The organism is Photorhabdus hainanensis, assembly GCF_018448965.1.
Classification (GTDB): Bacteria; Pseudomonadota; Gammaproteobacteria; order Enterobacterales; family Enterobacteriaceae; genus Photorhabdus; species Photorhabdus akhurstii.
In genome coordinates this window covers 110090-128180 of the sequence record NZ_RCWD01000005.1, presented here as the reverse complement: position 1 = coordinate 128180, position 18091 = coordinate 110090, and the positions used below count along the sequence as shown (strand labels likewise).

At 42.2% G+C, this 18091-nt stretch carries 10 protein-coding genes and 1 pseudogene; 8 read left to right on the top strand and 3 right to left on the bottom strand.

Annotation, left to right across the window (positions count from 1 at the left end; translation table 11 throughout):
* Positions 1–350: 350 nt before the first annotated feature.
* The 5 genes from glnA to EAE92_RS04880 all read left to right on the top strand — a co-directional run bounded on the left by glnA (position 351) and on the right by EAE92_RS04880 (position 6988).
* On the top strand, positions 351–1760 hold the full coding sequence (gene glnA, locus EAE92_RS04900; protein ID WP_214067249.1) for a glutamate--ammonia ligase: 1410 nt from the start codon (positions 351–353) through the stop codon (positions 1758–1760).
* A 153-nt stretch (positions 1761–1913) separates the two neighbouring features.
* Positions 1914–2963: a nitrogen regulation protein NR(II) gene (gene glnL / locus EAE92_RS04895; protein ID WP_214067248.1), complete on the top strand. Its 1050-nt coding sequence runs from the start codon at positions 1914–1916 to the stop codon at positions 2961–2963.
* Between the two features lie 9 nt (positions 2964–2972).
* Positions 2973–4454 carry a nitrogen regulation protein NR(I) gene (gene glnG / locus EAE92_RS04890; RefSeq protein WP_214067247.1) on the top strand — a complete coding sequence of 494 codons (1482 nt, stop codon included), beginning with the start codon at positions 2973–2975 and terminating at the stop codon, positions 4452–4454.
* A gap of 1549 nt (positions 4455–6003) precedes the next feature.
* Positions 6004–6756, top strand: a complete 753-nt coding sequence (locus EAE92_RS04885) for a hypothetical protein (RefSeq protein ID WP_214067246.1) — start codon at positions 6004–6006, stop codon at positions 6754–6756.
* Between the two features lie 7 nt (positions 6757–6763).
* Positions 6764–6988, top strand: a complete 225-nt coding sequence (locus tag EAE92_RS04880) for a hypothetical protein (protein ID WP_040151315.1) — start codon at positions 6764–6766, stop codon at positions 6986–6988.
* A gap of 62 nt (positions 6989–7050) precedes the next feature.
* On the opposite strand, the gene hemN is transcribed toward EAE92_RS04880, so the two are convergent.
* Positions 7051–8424, bottom strand: coding sequence for an oxygen-independent coproporphyrinogen III oxidase (gene hemN, locus EAE92_RS04875; protein WP_214067245.1), 1374 nt, complete (start codon positions 8422–8424; stop codon positions 7051–7053).
* Between the two features lie 193 nt (positions 8425–8617).
* Positions 8618–9127 carry a Der GTPase-activating protein YihI gene (gene yihI / locus EAE92_RS04870; protein ID WP_214067244.1) on the bottom strand — a complete coding sequence of 170 codons (510 nt, stop codon included), beginning with the start codon at positions 9125–9127 and terminating at the stop codon, positions 8618–8620.
* Positions 9128–9319: 192 nt separating this feature from the next.
* Here yihI and EAE92_RS04865 point away from each other — a divergent pair, with 192 nt between their 5' ends.
* The gene (locus EAE92_RS04865) at positions 9320–10783 is read left to right on the top strand and encodes an ArnT family glycosyltransferase (protein ID WP_105396265.1); all 1464 of its coding nucleotides are present in this window, start codon (positions 9320–9322) and stop codon (positions 10781–10783) included.
* A 55-nt stretch (positions 10784–10838) separates the two neighbouring features.
* Here the strand turns inward: EAE92_RS04865 and EAE92_RS24950 are convergent.
* Positions 10839–10966, bottom strand: a pseudogene (locus EAE92_RS24950) (amino acid ABC transporter substrate-binding protein); the annotation flags it as partial.
* A gap of 291 nt (positions 10967–11257) precedes the next feature.
* On the opposite strand from EAE92_RS24950, the gene EAE92_RS04860 reads away from it, so the two are divergent.
* Both EAE92_RS04860 and EAE92_RS04855 read left to right on the top strand, forming a co-directional pair.
* Complete coding sequence (locus EAE92_RS04860; protein WP_246545004.1) at positions 11258–12895, top strand: ShlB/FhaC/HecB family hemolysin secretion/activation protein; 1638 nt, start codon at positions 11258–11260, stop codon at positions 12893–12895.
* 29 nt (positions 12896–12924) lie between these two features.
* Positions 12925–18090 carry a DUF637 domain-containing protein gene (locus EAE92_RS04855; RefSeq protein ID WP_246545003.1) on the top strand — a complete coding sequence of 1722 codons (5166 nt, stop codon included), beginning with the start codon at positions 12925–12927 and terminating at the stop codon, positions 18088–18090.
* The last annotated feature ends 1 nt before the right edge of the window (position 18091 follow it).

Here is an 18091-nt window from a genome sequence, read left to right as displayed (position 1 = left end):
CAGGATCACAATAATCTATGCTTAACAACTTGATAACAATGAAATTGTGATCCCTTTCACGCCCATAAATAGACGCATTTTTGACATAAACGCACTAATATTGTGCGTCTCAGTTATATGGTTGCACCAATACAGTGCAATTTTCCCAAATATTCCGGTATCCCATCACAGGGATACCCACGGTACAGTATATTGCAAGGTGTTAAAAAGTTGGCATGCTTTTCGCAAACGTTTTTCATGTTTGCAAACGTATAAATAGCCTTGTTAAGGTAAAACAATGTGATTGTGTTTTCTTTAGTCTTAATCACGACAATTTTATCAAGACCAACACAAACCAGGAGAAACCGAGTATGTCCGCTGAACATGTTTTAACCATGATTGAAGAGCATCAGGTGAAGTTTATTGATTTGCGTTTCACTGATACCAAAGGCAAAGAACAACATATGACCATCCCTGCCCATCAGGTTAACGCAGACTTCTTTGAAGATGGCAAAATGTTTGACGGATCTTCAATTAGCGGTTGGAAAGGGATTAACGAATCCGACATGGTGCTAATGCCAGATACCAGCACCGCCATGCTTGATCCCTTCTTTGACGATGCCACGCTCATTTTACGTTGTGACATTCTGGAACCAGGCACCATGCAAGGCTACGACCGCGATCCCCGTTCCATCTCCAAACGTGCTGAAAACTTCCTGCGTTCAAGCGGCATTGCAGATACTGTCCTGTGCGGGCCAGAACCTGAATTTTTCCTGTTTGATGACGTACGCTTCAGTAGTGCCATGTCCCATTCTTACTATCACATCAATGATATCGAAGCTGCATGGAACTCCGGAACTCAATACGAAGGCGGCAATAAAGGCCATCGGCCTGCGGTAAAAGGCGGTTACGCTCCGCTGCCTCCCGTTGATTCTTCTCAGGATTTACGTTCAGCGATGTGCCTGACAATGGAAGAGATGGGGTTAGTTGTGGAAGCTCACCATCATGAAGTGGGAACAGCAGGTCAAAATGAAATCGCGACTCGCTTTAACACCATGACCAAAAAAGCTGACGAAACCCAGATTTACAAATACGTCGTACATAATGTCGCGCACAATTTCGGCAAAACAGCAACCTTTATGCCAAAACCTCTGGTCGGCGATAATGGCTCGGGTATGCACTGCCATATGTCTCTGTCCAAAAACGGCACTAACTTGTTTGCCGGTGACAAATACGGTGGTCTGTCCGAACTAGCGTTGTTCTACATTGGCGGTATTATCAAACATGCCCGTGCACTGAACGCGTTTACCAACCCGACAACCAACTCTTATAAACGTTTAGTTCCGGGCTATGAAGCCCCGGTGATGCTGGCCTACTCCGCCCGTAACCGTTCTGCGTCCATCCGTATTCCCGTTGTTGCCAGCACTAAAGCTCGCCGTATTGAAATACGTTTCCCTGATCCGGCGGCTAACCCTTATCTGGCATTCGCCGCTCAATTGATGGCTGGCCTTGACGGCATCATCAACAAAATCCATCCGGGCGATGCGATGGATAAAAACCTGTATGACCTGCCACCGGAAGAAGCCAAAGAGATCCCTACTGTCGCTTCTTCTCTAGAGGACGCATTGGCGGCATTGGATGCTGATCGTGAATTCTTGACCCGTGGCGGTGTATTCACCGATGACGCCATTGATGCTTATATTGACTTGAAAAACAGCGAAATAGAGCGTGTCCGTCTGACACCGCATCCACTGGAATTTGAACTCTATTACAGTGTGTAATTAGCAGCGCCGTTTCCGCTGATCATTTTTTGTTGCCGTGAAACCTTTAGCCCATCTTCCGATGGGCCTTTTTCCTGCTATCTAAATTTCAGGCTTTGACTGGGTTTTACGCTCGAACATGATAAAGTGCACCAAAAAGGTGCAGGAGTGTGGATGAAAACGGAAAATCTGCCCGACAGCGGGCAAATATTAAATTCACTCATTAACAGTGTATTGGTACTGGATACGGATCTCGTCATCCGTTATGCCAACCATGCAGCACTACAATTATTTGCTCAGAGTGCCCGTAAACTATTCGGTACACCTCTTCCGGTGCTGTTTAGTTATTTCTCACTGGATACAGAATTGATGCGCTCTAGTCTGGTCAGCGGCCAGAGTTTTACTGATAACGAAGTAACGTTAGTGGTTGATAACCGCTTTCACATTATGTCGCTCAGTGCCCAACCGATTTCCGAGCAGTTCATCTTGCTGGAACTGGCGCCTATGGACAGTCAACGCCGGTTAAGCCAAGAGCAGGTACAACAAGCTCAGCAGATAGCCGCACGGGAATTGGTTCGGGGGCTGGCGCACGAAATCAAAAACCCCCTTGGTGGATTGAGGGGAGCCGCGCAATTACTGTCAAAAGCACTGCCTGACCCTGCGTTGCAGGAATACACCCAAGTGATTATTGAACAAGCCGACCGATTGCGCCATCTGGTAGACAGATTGCTTGGCCCACAGCATCCGGGTGAACGAATTAAACAAAGCATTCATTATGTCGCTGAACGGGTGTCTCAGTTAGTCTCACTGGAAATGCCGGATAACGTCACACTGGTAAAAGATTACGATCCCAGTTTGCCAGAACTGGCCCACTACCCTGATCAAATTGAACAGGTGCTACTGAATATCACCCGTAATGCCTTGCAAGCGCTAGGAAAACAGGGAGGGACCATTACCCTCCGCACTCGTACTGCTTTTCAAATTACCTTGCATGGTAAGCGCTATCGTCTGGCTGCCAGAATTGACGTGGAAGATAACGGGCCAGGTATCCCGTCACAAATTCAGGACACCTTGTTTTACCCAATGGTCAGCGCCCATGAAGGTGGAACCGGCCTTGGCCTATCCATTGCTCGCAATTTAATAGACCAACATTCCGGCAAAATAGAATTTACCAGTTGGCCGGGGCACACAGAATTTTCTATCTACTTACCAATTAAGAAATAGAGGATAACGATGCAACAGGGAAAAATCTGGATCGTCGATGATGACAGTTCAATCCGCTGGGTACTGGAGCGGGCGTTAAGTAACGCGGGGATGGAATGTACCAGTTTTGCAGACGCTGATAGCGCACTGACCGCACTGGCCCAAAACACTCCTGATGTACTGATTTCGGATATCCGTATGCCGGGGATGAATGGACTAAACCTGCTGAATAATATCAAACAGAGCAATCCGTTACTGCCGGTCATTATCATGACCGCCCATTCTGATTTGGATGCTGCGGTCAGTGCTTATCAGCAAGGGGCTTTTGATTATTTACCAAAACCCTTTGATATTGATGAAGCCGTTGCCTTGCTGGAACGAGCGCTTAGCCACTCCCGCGATCAGAACCAATCAACTAAAAGTCCACAGATCATCACCTCCGTTTCAGACATGATAGGCGAAGCGCCTGCCATGCAGGATGTTTACCGCATTATCGGCCGCCTCTCCCGTTCCTCTATCAGCGTCTTGATTAATGGCGAATCCGGTACCGGTAAAGAGCTGGTGGCCCATGCGCTGCATCGTCATAGCCCACGGGCCAATGAGCCATTTATTGCCCTTAACATGGCAGCCATTCCTAAAGATTTGATTGAGTCAGAGCTGTTTGGTCATGAGAAAGGGGCTTTTACCGGCGCTAATCAGGTACGTCATGGCCGATTTGAACAAGCCAATCATGGCTCACTGTTTCTTGATGAAATTGGTGATATGCCTCTGGACATACAGACTCGTCTGTTACGGGTATTAGCAGAAGGCCAGTTCTATCGGATTGGCGGCTATGCTCCGGTGAAAGTGGACGTACGGATTATCGCGGCAACCCATCAGGATCTGGAACGTTTAGTACAGAAAGGCAAATTCCGTGAAGATCTCTATCACCGCCTCAATGTTATTCGTATGCAATTACCGCCTTTACGTGACAGAGTAGAAGATATTCCTCGCCTGACTCGCCATTTCCTGCAACAGACGGCCAAAGAACTAGGCGTAGAAACCAAGATTCTCCATCCTGACGCAGAAATGGCCTTAACGCGTTTACCCTGGCCGGGCAATGTTCGCCAGTTGGAAAACATCTGCCGTTGGCTGACAGTCATGGCAGCAAGCCAAGAGGTGCTGGTACAAGATTTGCCGCCTGAATTATTTGAACCCCACCATACCGAAACCAGCGCGACAACATCTGTAAATACCGTACCTACAAATACAGTACCCGCAAATACGACACCTACACCTACACCTACACCTACAATACCGGAAAACTGGTCGCAGCTACTTGCCCAGTGGGCAACAAGTGCCTTGGAAAACGGTCAACAGGATCTGCTATCTGAAGCATTACCGTTATTGGAGCGTACCTTACTTGATTGCGCACTTAAGCATACCAAAGGCCATAAACAAGATGCTGCACGATTGCTAGGTTGGGGACGCAATACTATTACACGGAAGTTAAAAGAACTCGGGTTGGAGTAAGGAGATAATATCTCCAACCCTATAACCATTTTGTGGAATTTAATATATTAAATTCCCCATTAGCAGGATTAAATAACCGATCTCGATCACATTTTATATTATCTATTCAGACAAGAAAATCATCCCATCCAAAACCGCTGTCACTGTTATTCCCAGCACGGGTAATGCTGCCGGAACAGAAAGATGACATTAGCAAAATCTCCAAATTGATTAACAAAGCCAGTGCAGAGATTCAAGCAGTAAAACCCTCGATATAGAACAAGGATCGTTATAACCGATTGACTGGCTGTATTATATCTGATAAAACCGGTATCAAACGTGATTAATTTACGATCAATCGAGATAATAGAATCGACAAAAGGCAAGATTGAGCAGTATCTATCACCCTCCAATTGAAAACGACAATTTTGTCCAAGTGAACAGAGCGTATCTGAAAAAATAGCGCTTCTTGATAAGGAGAAACTCAGTAACCTCAGAAATCCTGATATACCTAATTGAGAATGTAGGACACACAACCAAAGCAAGGAATATGTAGCGATTTAACTCTGACCGAATATGGAGGTGTTTTGTGTGTCTGTATCGCACAATAAAAAATACTCAAAGAAATACGCAATATTTCAAGCTACTGTTATTGCCTCATTAAGTGAGCAAAAACTTAATTTAAAAAAAACCACAACTTCGGTTGTGATTTATATTCAGACTAGTAATTATAAGGTTGGTTTAAGATGATGAAGTGGTGCCGGATTATTTTTGCGATTATTTTGTTTTACTCTCTTTTCGTTGGGATGATGCAAGTATTGTCGATCAATTTTTATGTTTTCCGTGATTACTTTGGATTGTGGGAGATTCCAGCAAAAGTGGCCGCTGTTATAGCATCTCTTTACGTTTTTTGTCTACTTGTTAAGTTTTTGCCTCTTATTATTGCTATTTTTATATGTAGCTTAGTTTTGGTGGTAAATGTATGGCATTGGTCATTATGGATTTCGGTCCTTATACTTATTTGGCCGGTTATTGTTGTTTTAGCCTATTGCGTACTCACCAAAAGCCTGAAATATAATACATCAGACTAGTACTACAGCCGTAATTCTCTTTCTCAACAGACGATACATTCATAGAAAATATGAAATCATACGATTTCTTAATATTGGGACTAAACACTTGGTTCAGTTCGTCCATAATTTATCTGTCCGCGTTGCTGTAAGGAATATATCAGGAACAGGTAATTGCACAATTTAAATTACAGTCTCACACTGGAGATGGCGACAAAGAGTAACAGAATTTCATTACACAACGTTAATTGTTTTTTATAGGATAAATTAAAATATTTGGAATTTTTATTTTATTTTACGGAAACCTAATATCTTATCCAGTACTCTTTGAGTGTATTTTTGTTATTTTATTAATATGGTTATTTTTATTTTAATATGTTATATTAGCTTTTTTAATTAATAATGAAGATAGCGTATGGATGACAGAGATAAATTAATGGTAGGGTATTAACACTGAAATTCGAAGAAAATTTTATTAATCATTGAGTTGGAACTTATGTATGGAATCTAGTATCGAAAATGACCTCTGGAAAGAGGTAGATCGGCAAAATGATTTGCTTTGGAGAATAGAAGAAGCTAAACGTGTAGCAGGCCTCAGTCTCGAAAGGGCAGTAAATGACACTATAGAATTAGGTGAAGAGGTCGTAGATACTATAGGCTTAGGTATGAGACGTAAGCTCTGGCAATTTTCATATTTTTTTGACGGTTATGAAGATGTATACGGAAGGATAAAAGAAGAAGATCACAGAATGAAGTTAAATCTGATGGATCTTAAAAATGAAAATAAAAGAAAATTCATTTCGAGAATAACAGAAATATATATTGATGAAGTATTTAAAGGTAATGAAGAAAAAGAGAAAGAAAGAACATATGGGAAAATATTAAAATTTTCCGCTAAAGTGGCAATAGGTAAATCAATTAAATTAAGTGTGTCAGCTATAATAGCAGAAGCTATATATTTAAATTTAATTAAAAAAACTATAATGAAAAATGTAGCCAAACGATTTATAAGTGGATTGTTAAATATCGCCCAATTTTCCGGATACTACGAGAAAGCATCAATACCAGAAAATAGACTTAAAATAACATGTCCACAATTCTATTGGGCTTTGTATTTTCAAAAACTGGAAATGTTATATTTTATAGTTGAACCTGAATTAGAAAAGGGAATTTATTTAATAGAAGGACTCAAGAATAAGCAGGTCAGCGAAGAAGAAGTTGCTCGCGTACTTACAAATATGATAGGTGATTGAGTTATATATGAAAAATAAAATATTTAGCAAAGGATGGTTCAAAGATCTTTTTTGTGTATTTATTAAAGAATTATTGTGGTCAAATATGCCTGTTGTAGCCATTTTTATATGGGGAATTATATCAGTGTATTTCTTCCCCGATGAATGGTGGATTATATCTTTAATAGGAAGTATTGTAATTGTTGTTCTATTCTTTGTTCTCACATATTTAAGTGAAAGAAAAAAAAGCTAAGTATGAGACTGTAATTTAAATTGTGTAATTGCCCTTTTATTTAAAAACCACCCTCTGAACAATCAAATCACCCTTGAAAACTGACGCTGGCGAACCTGTTGGCGCAAATAAATATCAAAACACATACAGATATTACGAATCAGTAACCGACCTCGTGGCGTTACCCAAATCTGTTTCCCATTCACTTCAACCAGTCCATCTTCAACCAATGGCGTTAATAGTTGCAAATCTTCCGCGAAATAGCGGGTAAAACTCAGCCCATATTGCTGCTCAATATCGGCAAAATTTAGACGGAAATGACAGATTAGCGCTTTAATCACATCACGACGAATACAATCATCTTGGGACAGAGTTAAACCACGCCATAAGGCATGCCCCTGTTTTTCTAATTCCGCATAATAGGTTTTTAACTCTTTTTGATTTTGGCAATAGCTATCGCCCAACATACTGATAGCAGAAACACCTAAACCCAGCAGGTCACACTCTTCCTGAGTGGTATAACCCTGAAAATTGCGATGTAATTTCCCTTCCCGCTGAGCTATCGCCAGTTCGTCATCCGGGCGAGCAAAATGATCCATACCGATAAACTGATAGCCATTGTTTGTCAGCGTTGAGATTGTTTCTTGCAATATATCCAGCTTTTGCCCGGCACTCGGTAAATCATGTTCCTTAATTTTACGTTGAGCGGCAAATAAGTTCGGCAAATGAGCATAATTGAAAATACTCATTCTGTCCGGTGATAACGCTAATACTCGCTCCAGAGTGAAAGCAAAACTTTCTGGCGTCTGTTTCGGCAGGCCATAGATCAAATCAATACTGGTGGAATGAAAACCCGTTTCACGGGCACGAGCTACCAAAGCAAAGATAAAGTTTTCGTCTTGTTCACGGTTAACCAGACGCTGTACTTCTTTATTGAAATCCTGCACGCCCATGCTCAGACGATTAAAACCTTCACCGCGCAGGTGATCAATCATATCCAGTTCAATTTCACGCGGATCAATTTCAATAGAAATTTCAGCATCGGGCAGAAAATCAAAATGGTGGCGCAACAATCCCGTCAATTTACTGATTTGGTTTTTATTAAGATAAGTTGGCGTACCACCGCCCCAATGCATCTGACTCACTTTACGATCAGAAAACAACTTCGCCCGATCATGAATTTCCCGTTCAAGCCATTGCAAATATTCATCCGCTTTATGCTTTTGACGGGTGACCAATTTATTGCAACCGCAGAAATAACAGAGCTTATGGCAAAACGGGATATGGAGGTAGAGAGAAAGCGGTCGTTCAGGGTGACGGGTAGCAGCCTGGATAAATGCCGCATTATCATACTGTTGATTAAATTCCAATGCCGTCGGATATGAAGTGTAACGGGGACCGGAATAATTGTATTTTTGGATCAAAGGCAAATCCCAAACGATGGCTTGCTCAGACATGTTTATTCCTTCCGATGTTTTTGCCCACCAAAACGTAACGCTTTCATATGCTTAATATGTTGCGCTGTTGTGACGCCGCGCAGCCGGGTTTTACGCCGCGATAATCGCCATAGTTTACCCAATAACCATAGCAAATAACATACTATTAGTATGGTTATTAGGGTTAATCCGCCTTTGATCATGGGAGATTAAATTATTTACCTTTCAGCAGTTGCATAATGTCATCCTGCCGCTCTTCTTCGTTCTCTTCCTCATCCAGTTGAATTCCTAACTCTTCCATCAGAGCGTCAATTCGATCTAGCGTGGTATCAACATAATCATGCTCTTCTTTAGACAGACTTTCGCCATTTTCCAGACGTTCCAGCAATGCATCCAGACGATCGTCATTTTCCAACATGGCTAATTCTTGCTGCGGCGACAAACGTGGTTTTGTCTCAACTTTATTAGCAACGACAGGTTTTGTCGGTTGTTCCCCAACAATCAGCGGAACAGGTACTTTACTGCCAAGACGTGGATCACGTTGCTGCTTACCTGACTGATGTTTATCACCACTTTGCTCCTGATAGCGATTACCGGGCGAATTGCCACGATGTTTTTTCTCACGCTTACGTGCACGCCCTTCCGCATTTAATTCTTCGCGACTTTTTCTTTTCTGTTTACCAGCAGATGCTTTGGCTGGTGCTTTTTTCTTTAACGAGTTCATAGCCTGTTACTCAATTTGGTTTATCAGGGTATTGCTGCGCCGGAATCTAACAGAAACCGCACGTATAGAAAAGCGCCGCGAATAACTCTTTATCTTTAAAAAAATATAGCCAAAATCTCTTATCATTCATGCATGGTTTAATCACCAACGAATATCCTATTAATCTTAACCTTCAATAAATGATCAATTAATATGCCTATTTTTGATACTTCTTGTTATAAATCCGTTTACTTGTGGGTAGTGAGTTATGCTTTGTTATGGATGATTGTGAGTTATTCATTTGACCCAACCGTGCCTTATGATGCTGTCGAAGCATTGAATTGGGGAAAAAACGGCGAATGGGGCTCACCGAAAAATCCGTGGTTAGTTGGTGTAATGATGCTGCCTGCTATCCATATAAGCGGTGTTTCATTGAGTTTTTACTGGTATTTCATTCACTTTATCGCTATCGCGATTGGTATGCTCGGTGTATGGCACCTGGCATTTCGGCTGACAGGGAAAAAAGAGCTGGCATGGCTCGCCATGTTGACATTAAACCTGTCCGGTATTATTAACTTCGATATCATCCCGTATAACGATAATTATCTGTTAATTATGCTCTGGCCGTGGATTATGTTGTTCTTTCTGCGAGCCGTGTATGACAATCCACGTTGGTGGCTGGCATTTGCTCTCAGTTCCGGGCTGGCGACAATGGGAAAATATTCCACATTGGCATTGGTTGGCTCGGTTTTTCTGTTGACGCTATTTGTACCTAAAGTTCGCCAATGTTACCGCCAACCCGCGCTTTATATCGCCTTGGTTATCTGGTTTATGCTGGTCCTGCCTAACTTCTGGTGGTTGTGGCACAATGATTTTGCCGCATTCAAATGGGTAGATTCACAAATAGATAGCGGATTTAATCTACATACCACCCGATCGCTATTATCAGTATTTTATCCACTGATTATCGTTGGCATTATTATTTATCAGCTTGGCGGCCGTATTAGCTGGCCGAAGGAACAACCGAACCGACTGGTAAACATTGTTATTCTGTTGCCATTACTGATTATCTACTGCTGGTTCTCATTCAATAAAGGGGGAAGAATGACAGAATGGCTGCATCCCTTTATGTCTGTTTCATCAGCGCTGTTGGTGGGTTCAATTACCCGTTTTCCACAGAAATCATTACGCAATACTCTGAGAGGGCTGATTATCGTCGCAATATTGATTGCGATGGGATATGTGTTGATTATGGCAACCAATATTCGCGGCGCGGGCCATAAATTCGAAGGCATCAAAGACTTTTCCCGGCAACTGGAACAACGCTGGCATCAACTCTATCCAACTCCGCTCCATTATGTCGGAGGCGAATACTTGCATCAGTGGCTGACTGTCTACGCACCAAGTCAGCCAGAAACGATCCAACCTTGGACGCTGGAAGAACAGGCGCCGAATATCTACAACCGCCATGTTAAGGAAAGCGATATTGCACGTGACGGCGCTATTCTGGTAGGCGCAAAGGGAAAAACCTGCGAGCAAGAAGATTTTCACAGTGTTTTGCAAGACTGGTCAAAATTAAGAATAAATAGCACGGAAGAATTCCTTTTCCAGCCCGAACCTGAAACTAAGCCAACAATAGTCTGTGTAGGTTTTGTGTCACCGGAAAAATATCAGTAGTTTTCTCTGCAAATTGAAAGCCTGATCTTAACAGGCTTTCAACTCTTCATACGCTATTAGCCAACAGGCCGACTAATTTAGCACATCCTGCGTGATGGCTTGTACATTACCGTTACGTAGCGCAGCAAAGGCCAGAGATGTGTCGTCATAAGAGATCACTTTGGCTGTCGGATAATGCTCGCGCTGATACTGCACGATTGTCAGGTCGGAAACGCAATACTATTACACGGAAGTTAAAAGAACTCGGGTTGGAGTAAGGAGATGATATCTCCATCCCTGTCGCCACTTTTCGGAATTTAATATATCAGATTCCCCATTAGCAGGATTAAATAACCGATCTAGATCACATTTTATACTATCTCTTCCAGACAAGAAAATAATACCACATTAGAATAGTTTAATTATGTTATTATTAAACTATCAAGATTATCTATGGGAAGCCGTTTTCTTTATCACCGAAGCCTAACAGGGCTTATGCTGCTAGCAATCTCTGAACTAGCCCATGCTTCAACACCGATCAACCCTGCGGCTCAAGAAGCGATCACGCAACAACAAAAAGCATTGCTGCAACAAGCCCAGCAGCAACGGGAAACGCTGCGCAACAGCATCACCTTATCTCCATTACCCGATGTGGCGCCGAGTACAGCAGAATCTATCTGCCACACCATTCACCGGATTGAATTTGACGGCGCAAAAAGCCTGCCTCGATCAGTCAAAGAGCACTTAACCCACCCTTATTTATCCCACTGCTTATCTTTGCAGGACATTAATGCATTGGTGCGAAAAACCACTCATGCCTATATTGAACGGGGTTATGTCACTTCCCGGGCCGAACTCAGAGCACAGGATTTATCCTCCGGCGTTCTTATTATTACGGTCAATGAAGGCAAAGTTGAATCAGTCAGCCTGGATGGTGAAACACCTCTCTCGTTGAAAATGGCTTTTCCGAGAATAGTGGGTAAAACGCTTAACCTGCGAGATATTGAACAAGGCATGGAGCGTTTAAACCGCCTGCCGTCTCAACAAGTGACCATTGATATTCAGCCGGGAAAACAATCGGGTTATTCCGCGATTATCTTAAAACGAACATCGATTCGCTTACCCATTAGCGTCAGTTTGGGAGCGGATAATAGTGGTCAAAAAAGTACCGGCGTCGGGCAAATCAATACCAGCGTGAATCTGGATAATCCATTACACCTTGCAGACCAGTGGTCATTATCTGCCAGCCACAACAGTGACTTCCGCAATAGCCATCAAAGCCGCAGCCTCTCCACCAATGTGACGGTTCCTTATGGTTACTGGTTATTCAGTTATCAATATGCATGGAATGATTCTTTTCAGAATATCCCGACGGGTTCACAAACCTATCGCTACACAGGCGACAGCCTGACTCACCGGCTGGCAGTAAACCGGACGCTATATCGTGATGGAAAACAGAAACTGGCGTTGGATATGGGGCTGACACGCCGTCGGACCACCAATTTACTGGCAGAAGAAACATTATCCATCAGCAGCCCGACACTGAGCATCATCAATCTTGGCGTTAATTACAGCACCGTGCTGGCGGGGAGCTATGTCACTTTTAACCCGACAGTGAGCCACGGTTTACAAGCATTTGGCGCCACCAAAGATGATCCACGTTTTCCAGATGCGCCACGTAGTCAATTTCGCAAATTCAGTCTGAGCGCCAGCTATTTCATGCCGGTCACAGACTCCGTTTATTACCTCTCATCGATTTACGGCCAGACCACGCCAGACAACCTTTACGCCAGCGAACGCCTCTCTCTGGGCGGGCAATATTCCGTTCGGGGATTTAAAGAGCAATATCTCACCGGCAACTGCGGCGGATATTGGCGCAACGAGCTGAACTGGCGGGTATCAGAGCTTCCTATTCTGGGGGAACTCGCTTTAACCGGAGCGCTGGATACCGGCTGGCTACAGAAAAAAACCGGACAAATCGAGGGCGGCAATGTCACCGGCGCGGCTCTGGGCTTATCACTGACTCACCCGGGATTCAACCAGACCATCACTATTGGGAAACCCCTCATTCACCCTGATCACCTAAAACCGGATCACTGGGTCACTTATTGGTCAATATCACTCACTTTGTAACACTTAAATTAAACAAAAGGGAAAATGCGATGAATAAACGCAACAACTCGGTGGCGAGAGTCACGAGTTATCTTTTAATTTACCTTACCGCAATTCAGCCGCTACACCCGGCGATTGCCGCGGGAATAATACCGGACAATAACCATACTCAGGTACAAAACCAAGGCAATATCCCGGTTGTCAATATCGCCACGCCGAATAATGCGGGAATATCCCACAACACCTATAAAGAGTTCAATGTCGCCACTCAAGGCGCCGTTCTCAATAACGCCACGCAAGCGGCTAAATCACAACTGGCAGGCCAATTTAACGCTAACCCTAATCTGCATGGAAAAGCGGCGGAACTGATTATCAATGAAGTAACCGGCAGCGGACGATCTCATCTGCAAGGCCAGTTGGAGATTTTTGGCAATAAAGCCAATGTGATGATTGCTAACCCTAATGGCATTACTTGTGATGGCTGTGGTTTTATTAATACTTCGAGCGCAACACTGACCACGGGTAAACCCCAATTTGATAAACAGGGCGCACTTGAAGCCCTGAAAGTAACAAAAGGCCAAATTACCATTGGCGGAAAAGGGTTAGACGGCAAGACGACGGATTATGTCGATATTATCAGCCGGGCAACGGAATTAAATGGAAAAATTCAGGCCAATAACCTGTCTCTGACACAAGGCGCTAACCGAATCAGCTTAAAAGATGGCACAGTTAAACCTGTCGCTGGAGAAGGCACTAAACCACAATTAGCCATTGACACCAAAGCGTTAGGCGGCATGTACGCCAATAAAATCCGACTGGTTGCCACTGAAGATGGCATTGGCGTTAATCTGAAAGAGTTAACCAGTAATCAGCGTGATATTACTTTAAATGCCAATGGCAAAATTGAATTGGGAAATATTAACGCTAAAACAGACCTGAATATTGTTGGCAAAGAAACACATATTGCGCCCAATATTAAAGTACAAGCGGGACGGGATATTATCCTAGAAAATACCACACTGGATAATAAAGGCAGCGTGACTGCGGCCCGGGATATGAGAATATTTGGCGATACTGTGCGCAATAGCGGCAATAAAGCGTTACTACAAGCCAACAATAATATGTGGATACAGAAAGATGCACAAGGAGATAAAAGTCATCTTATTGAAAATAGATCTGCCACTATAAAGACTAATAAAGGCGATTTAGTTGCCAGATCTCATAAGATGCTCAATATAAGAGATCTTTATCTCCTTTCTAATATTAAACCTGAAAAAAACGATTTTCTTGACTTTAGTAATATTGATGATCTCAGTGACAAGAGAAATTGGTTCTTTATAGAAAATTATGATAGCAGTTTAATTTCATCTGGAGGAAATTTATATATAAATAGTGATAATTTATTAAATATAAACAGTGAAATACATGGAAATAATGATGTATTTCTGACTGGAAGTCATTTTATAAGTACTAAATTTATAAATACTGAAAATCTATATAATGATAATGGAAATACCTACCCACACTTTATAGTAAATAATTCGCACTCTGTATTTAATAATCCATACTATAAATACAGAAATAGGAAGGAAAACGACAGAGAAATACATGTATTAGATAGAAATAACGCAGATATAAAACAGCAAGATTGGAATCTTCTTCGAAATAATCCTTCTAATGGAAAAAAAGTTGACCCATTCACAGATAAGACAATGCTATCTTCTGGAAGGAATTTAGTTATTGATTTTCTTGGCGAGGTTAAAATTACGTCAAATAAGGAACTTATTAATGAAAATGAGTTGAATACGCCGATTACACCTGGCTGGAAAGAAAAAACATTAAATTTATTAAATGCAGAAACTGATGATATCAAAGTTAAAAATAATCTTATATTAAATGCAAATGGATTTACATTAAAATCAGCACGATTAAATGCTGAAAAAGATATCAACATTATCTCATCAGATGCTAATTTTGTCGAACTTACCGATTCTAAAATCATATCTAAATCAGGTGATTTATCTATACTTTCAACCTATTATAAAGCACCGTATGAATCTTGGGGTAAATTATTATTTCCAGATGCCATTAATATTTTATCAACGGTATTAAAAGGACATAATGTTTCATTAATAAGCAAAAATTCAGGCATATTCGCTTATAAATCTACAAGATTTAGTATCGGGCCTGATATTGATGATCGAAGTAATATAATAAACTCATCAGGAGATTTAACATTTTATTCAGGAACAAACTTAAATTTAAATTTCATCAATTATTTCACAAAAAACAAAAACACGAATTTAACTGCTGCCAGAGATATTAAAATAAACAGAAGTAGAACCAGTATAGACTCATCCGAATCCATATCCATTAATGGTGGTATAAATCTAGATATTGGTGATATAAAACTCATCGCAGGAAAAGACGTTATATTAAACTCTACTCAAGATTCTAAATTATGGGGAGTTCCTATTACCGCTAATAGTATCTCCATATCGACGGGGAAAGATTTGAATGTAACCAACTCTGCATTGAATGCAACAGAAAACATATTGATGAATTCTGGTGGAGATCTAAATTTATCTGCTGCTTATGGTAATGTAGGCGCTATGATGAGAGAAGGAAGAATAAGCCATATTACCTCTGTTAATGCAGGGAATAAGTTAAATTTAATAGCTAATAATAATATAAAGTTAGAAGGTTCAAGTTTACTTTCCAAGGGTGATATGACCCTCACTTCTGGTGGATATACATACCTTAAATCCGCTGTAGATACTGAAAACACGAACTCCAGATCATCTATTACCCATAAAGAAGCCAGACTAGATAGCGGTAAAAATTTAACCATTCTTACCGGAGAAGGTCTTTTATTTCAAGCAACTAAACTTTTAGCCAAAGGTGTAATAGATATTGCCGCTAAAGGGGGTTATCTTTATGCACAAGCACAAGAAGATGTGACTGAATATACCACCTCCAGCACTAAACGTAAGTGGTATGGTAAAAAGAAGACTTCAACTACCACTCACCATTCAGTCACCAATAAAGTGACTGAATTTATTGCTGATGGCGATATTAATTTACTCAGCCGAGATGACAGTACTTATGAAGCCAGCAAGATTGAAACAAATAAAAATGCCAGACTGACCAGTACACATGGAAAAATAAACTTTAAAGCAGTTAAAGATAGTTCTTTTGAACAAACCATTAGCCAGTCTAAAGGATTTTTCATTAAGAACAGAGATAGTGGTCATCGTGCAGAAACATGGGTGCTGCCTTCGGTTCACATTGGTGGAAAATTAACGATTGAGGCCGCAAATGGAATCAGTGCTGATATCAAAACACAGAAAGGACAATCCTTACAGGCGGTATTGGCTACTCTTGGCAACACTTCTGAAACAGCTTGGTTAAAACAGTTAAGCAAGCGTCAAGATGTAAACTGGAATGAAGTTCAGGATGCTTATGAGAATTGGGATCATAAGAGCCAGCATTTAAATCCTGTCGTTTCTGCTGTTATCGCTATCTCCGTTGCTGTAGTCACAGCCGGGGCCGGGGTAACTGTAGCAGCAGCCAATGGTGCCGCGGGTGCAGCCAGTGGCGCCGCTACCACAGCCGGGGCCAGTGCTGCAACTGCGACAACAGTGAGTACCGCCACATACGGCGCAGTTTCTGCGGGTATCTCATCTCTAGCTTCTACAGCAGCGGTTAAACTTATTAATAATAAAGGAAACCTATCGAAAACCCTTAAGGATATGGGAAACAGTGAGATAGTAAAATCAACCCTCACATCGATGGCGATTGGTGGCGCACTGGCGGGTTTTGATAACGTCATGGGATGGGATAAAGCCGCCAATGGCGCTCAAATTAACCCGGCAAAAGTGACATTGCCTAAACTGAGCAATGGCGACTGGAGCAAAGTGGCTCAACGGATCGCAGGTCAATCCATTATCAGTTCCAGCCTGGGTACAGCCATTAATGGCGGTAGTTTCAAGGACAACTTCACCACCGCATTACTTGCCAATATTGGCAGCCAGATTAACGCCGAAGGTGCCGGGTTGATTGGAAAAAACGGTCAGGTGTTAGATTTACCCGGAAAAGCTATCAGCCATGCGGCGGTTTCTGCCCTTGCTGCGGAAATTGGCGGCGGTGATGCCAAAGGGGCTGCTGCCGGGGCATTAGCGGCAGAACTAGCCGCGATAACATTGGATAAAACATTCAATGATCCAATGAAAATTCAGGCGGGTGGCAAAATCATCGGCAGCGTCGCAGGCGCCATTGCGACCAACAGCGCCAAAGGCGCTAACAGTGGGGCTAATGCCGGAGAAATTGTTATTCTCTTTAACCACCTGAACTCCATGAATGCCTACAATCTGGTCAGAGAGCTACAGGAAGCCAATAAGCAAGGAATCCCTACCGAAGCAATCTGGAACAAATACAACAAACTGAGCGCTGCGCAACGAGCAGAAATGTTGTCTCACTGTGCCGGGAACGGTGGGTTATGTACATTGACCTATCAAGCCGAAATGGAAGGTGGAACAAAAACAGCGGATGCCATCAGTGGTCTGAGATGGATGTTCGGCCTGCCAGAAGAAGATACTCATCGTATCAGCCAGTTTGTGACGACAGAAAACCAGAATGATTTAGGGCTGTTGTATAACTCGCTGCCCGCTTGGGAAAAAGGTGCACTAATAGCCAAAGAGGCCGTAGAATCTGCCGGTATTGGTGGTGCTATCGGCGGTAAAGCTTCAGTTGCTTCGATTGTTGGGAAAAATAAACAGCCTTATCAGCCTAATAAGGGTACAGAGGGGAAATCTGAAGCTAGAAAAGGAACAATTGTTAGTGCAAATAACGCCCACTCTTCATTAAAACTAGGAGAAACAAAAGTTGTTAATGAAGTGAATATGACTAGAGTTGGTAGATGGATGTCACATGATGAATTAGTGCAAATGCAAAGTAGTGGGAAAATTGTTCAAGGAGGTGGTGGGCAAACTTTTATATCTACTAATGGAGCATCTGATTTTAAAGGTACAGCACCAAAAGGTTCAGTTTATGTTGAATTTGATGTACCAGCAAACAGTCTTTTAAAAGGTGGTAAAGATGGATGGTTTAAAATGATTGGTCCTGATGCAAGTAAATCACAACAATTTTTACTGAATAAACAAAGCGGTCAACAACTACCTGAAATTAAGAATATTACCATTGTTGATATAAAATGAG

Excerpts from the sequence above, each read along its gene's own strand:
- yihI (WP_214067244.1), bottom strand. The coding sequence starts at position 9,127 with ATGAACTCGTTAAAGAAAAAAGCACCAGCCAAAGCATCTGCTGGTAAA.
- hemN (WP_214067245.1), bottom strand. The coding sequence starts at position 8,424 with ATGTCTGAGCAAGCCATCGTTTGGGATTTGCCTTTGATCCAAAAATAC.
- glnG (WP_214067247.1), top strand. The coding sequence starts at position 2,973 with ATGCAACAGGGAAAAATCTGGATCGTCGATGATGACAGTTCAATCCGC.
- EAE92_RS04885 (WP_214067246.1), top strand. The coding sequence starts at position 6,004 with ATGGAATCTAGTATCGAAAATGACCTCTGGAAAGAGGTAGATCGGCAA.
- EAE92_RS04860 (WP_246545004.1), top strand. The coding sequence starts at position 11,258 with ATGCTGCTAGCAATCTCTGAACTAGCCCATGCTTCAACACCGATCAAC.
- glnA (WP_214067249.1), top strand. The coding sequence starts at position 351 with ATGTCCGCTGAACATGTTTTAACCATGATTGAAGAGCATCAGGTGAAG.
- EAE92_RS04865 (WP_105396265.1), top strand. The coding sequence starts at position 9,320 with ATGCCTATTTTTGATACTTCTTGTTATAAATCCGTTTACTTGTGGGTA.
- EAE92_RS04855 (WP_246545003.1), top strand. The coding sequence starts at position 12,925 with ATGAATAAACGCAACAACTCGGTGGCGAGAGTCACGAGTTATCTTTTA.
- glnL (WP_214067248.1), top strand. The coding sequence starts at position 1,914 with ATGAAAACGGAAAATCTGCCCGACAGCGGGCAAATATTAAATTCACTC.
- EAE92_RS04880 (WP_040151315.1), top strand. The coding sequence starts at position 6,764 with ATGAAAAATAAAATATTTAGCAAAGGATGGTTCAAAGATCTTTTTTGT.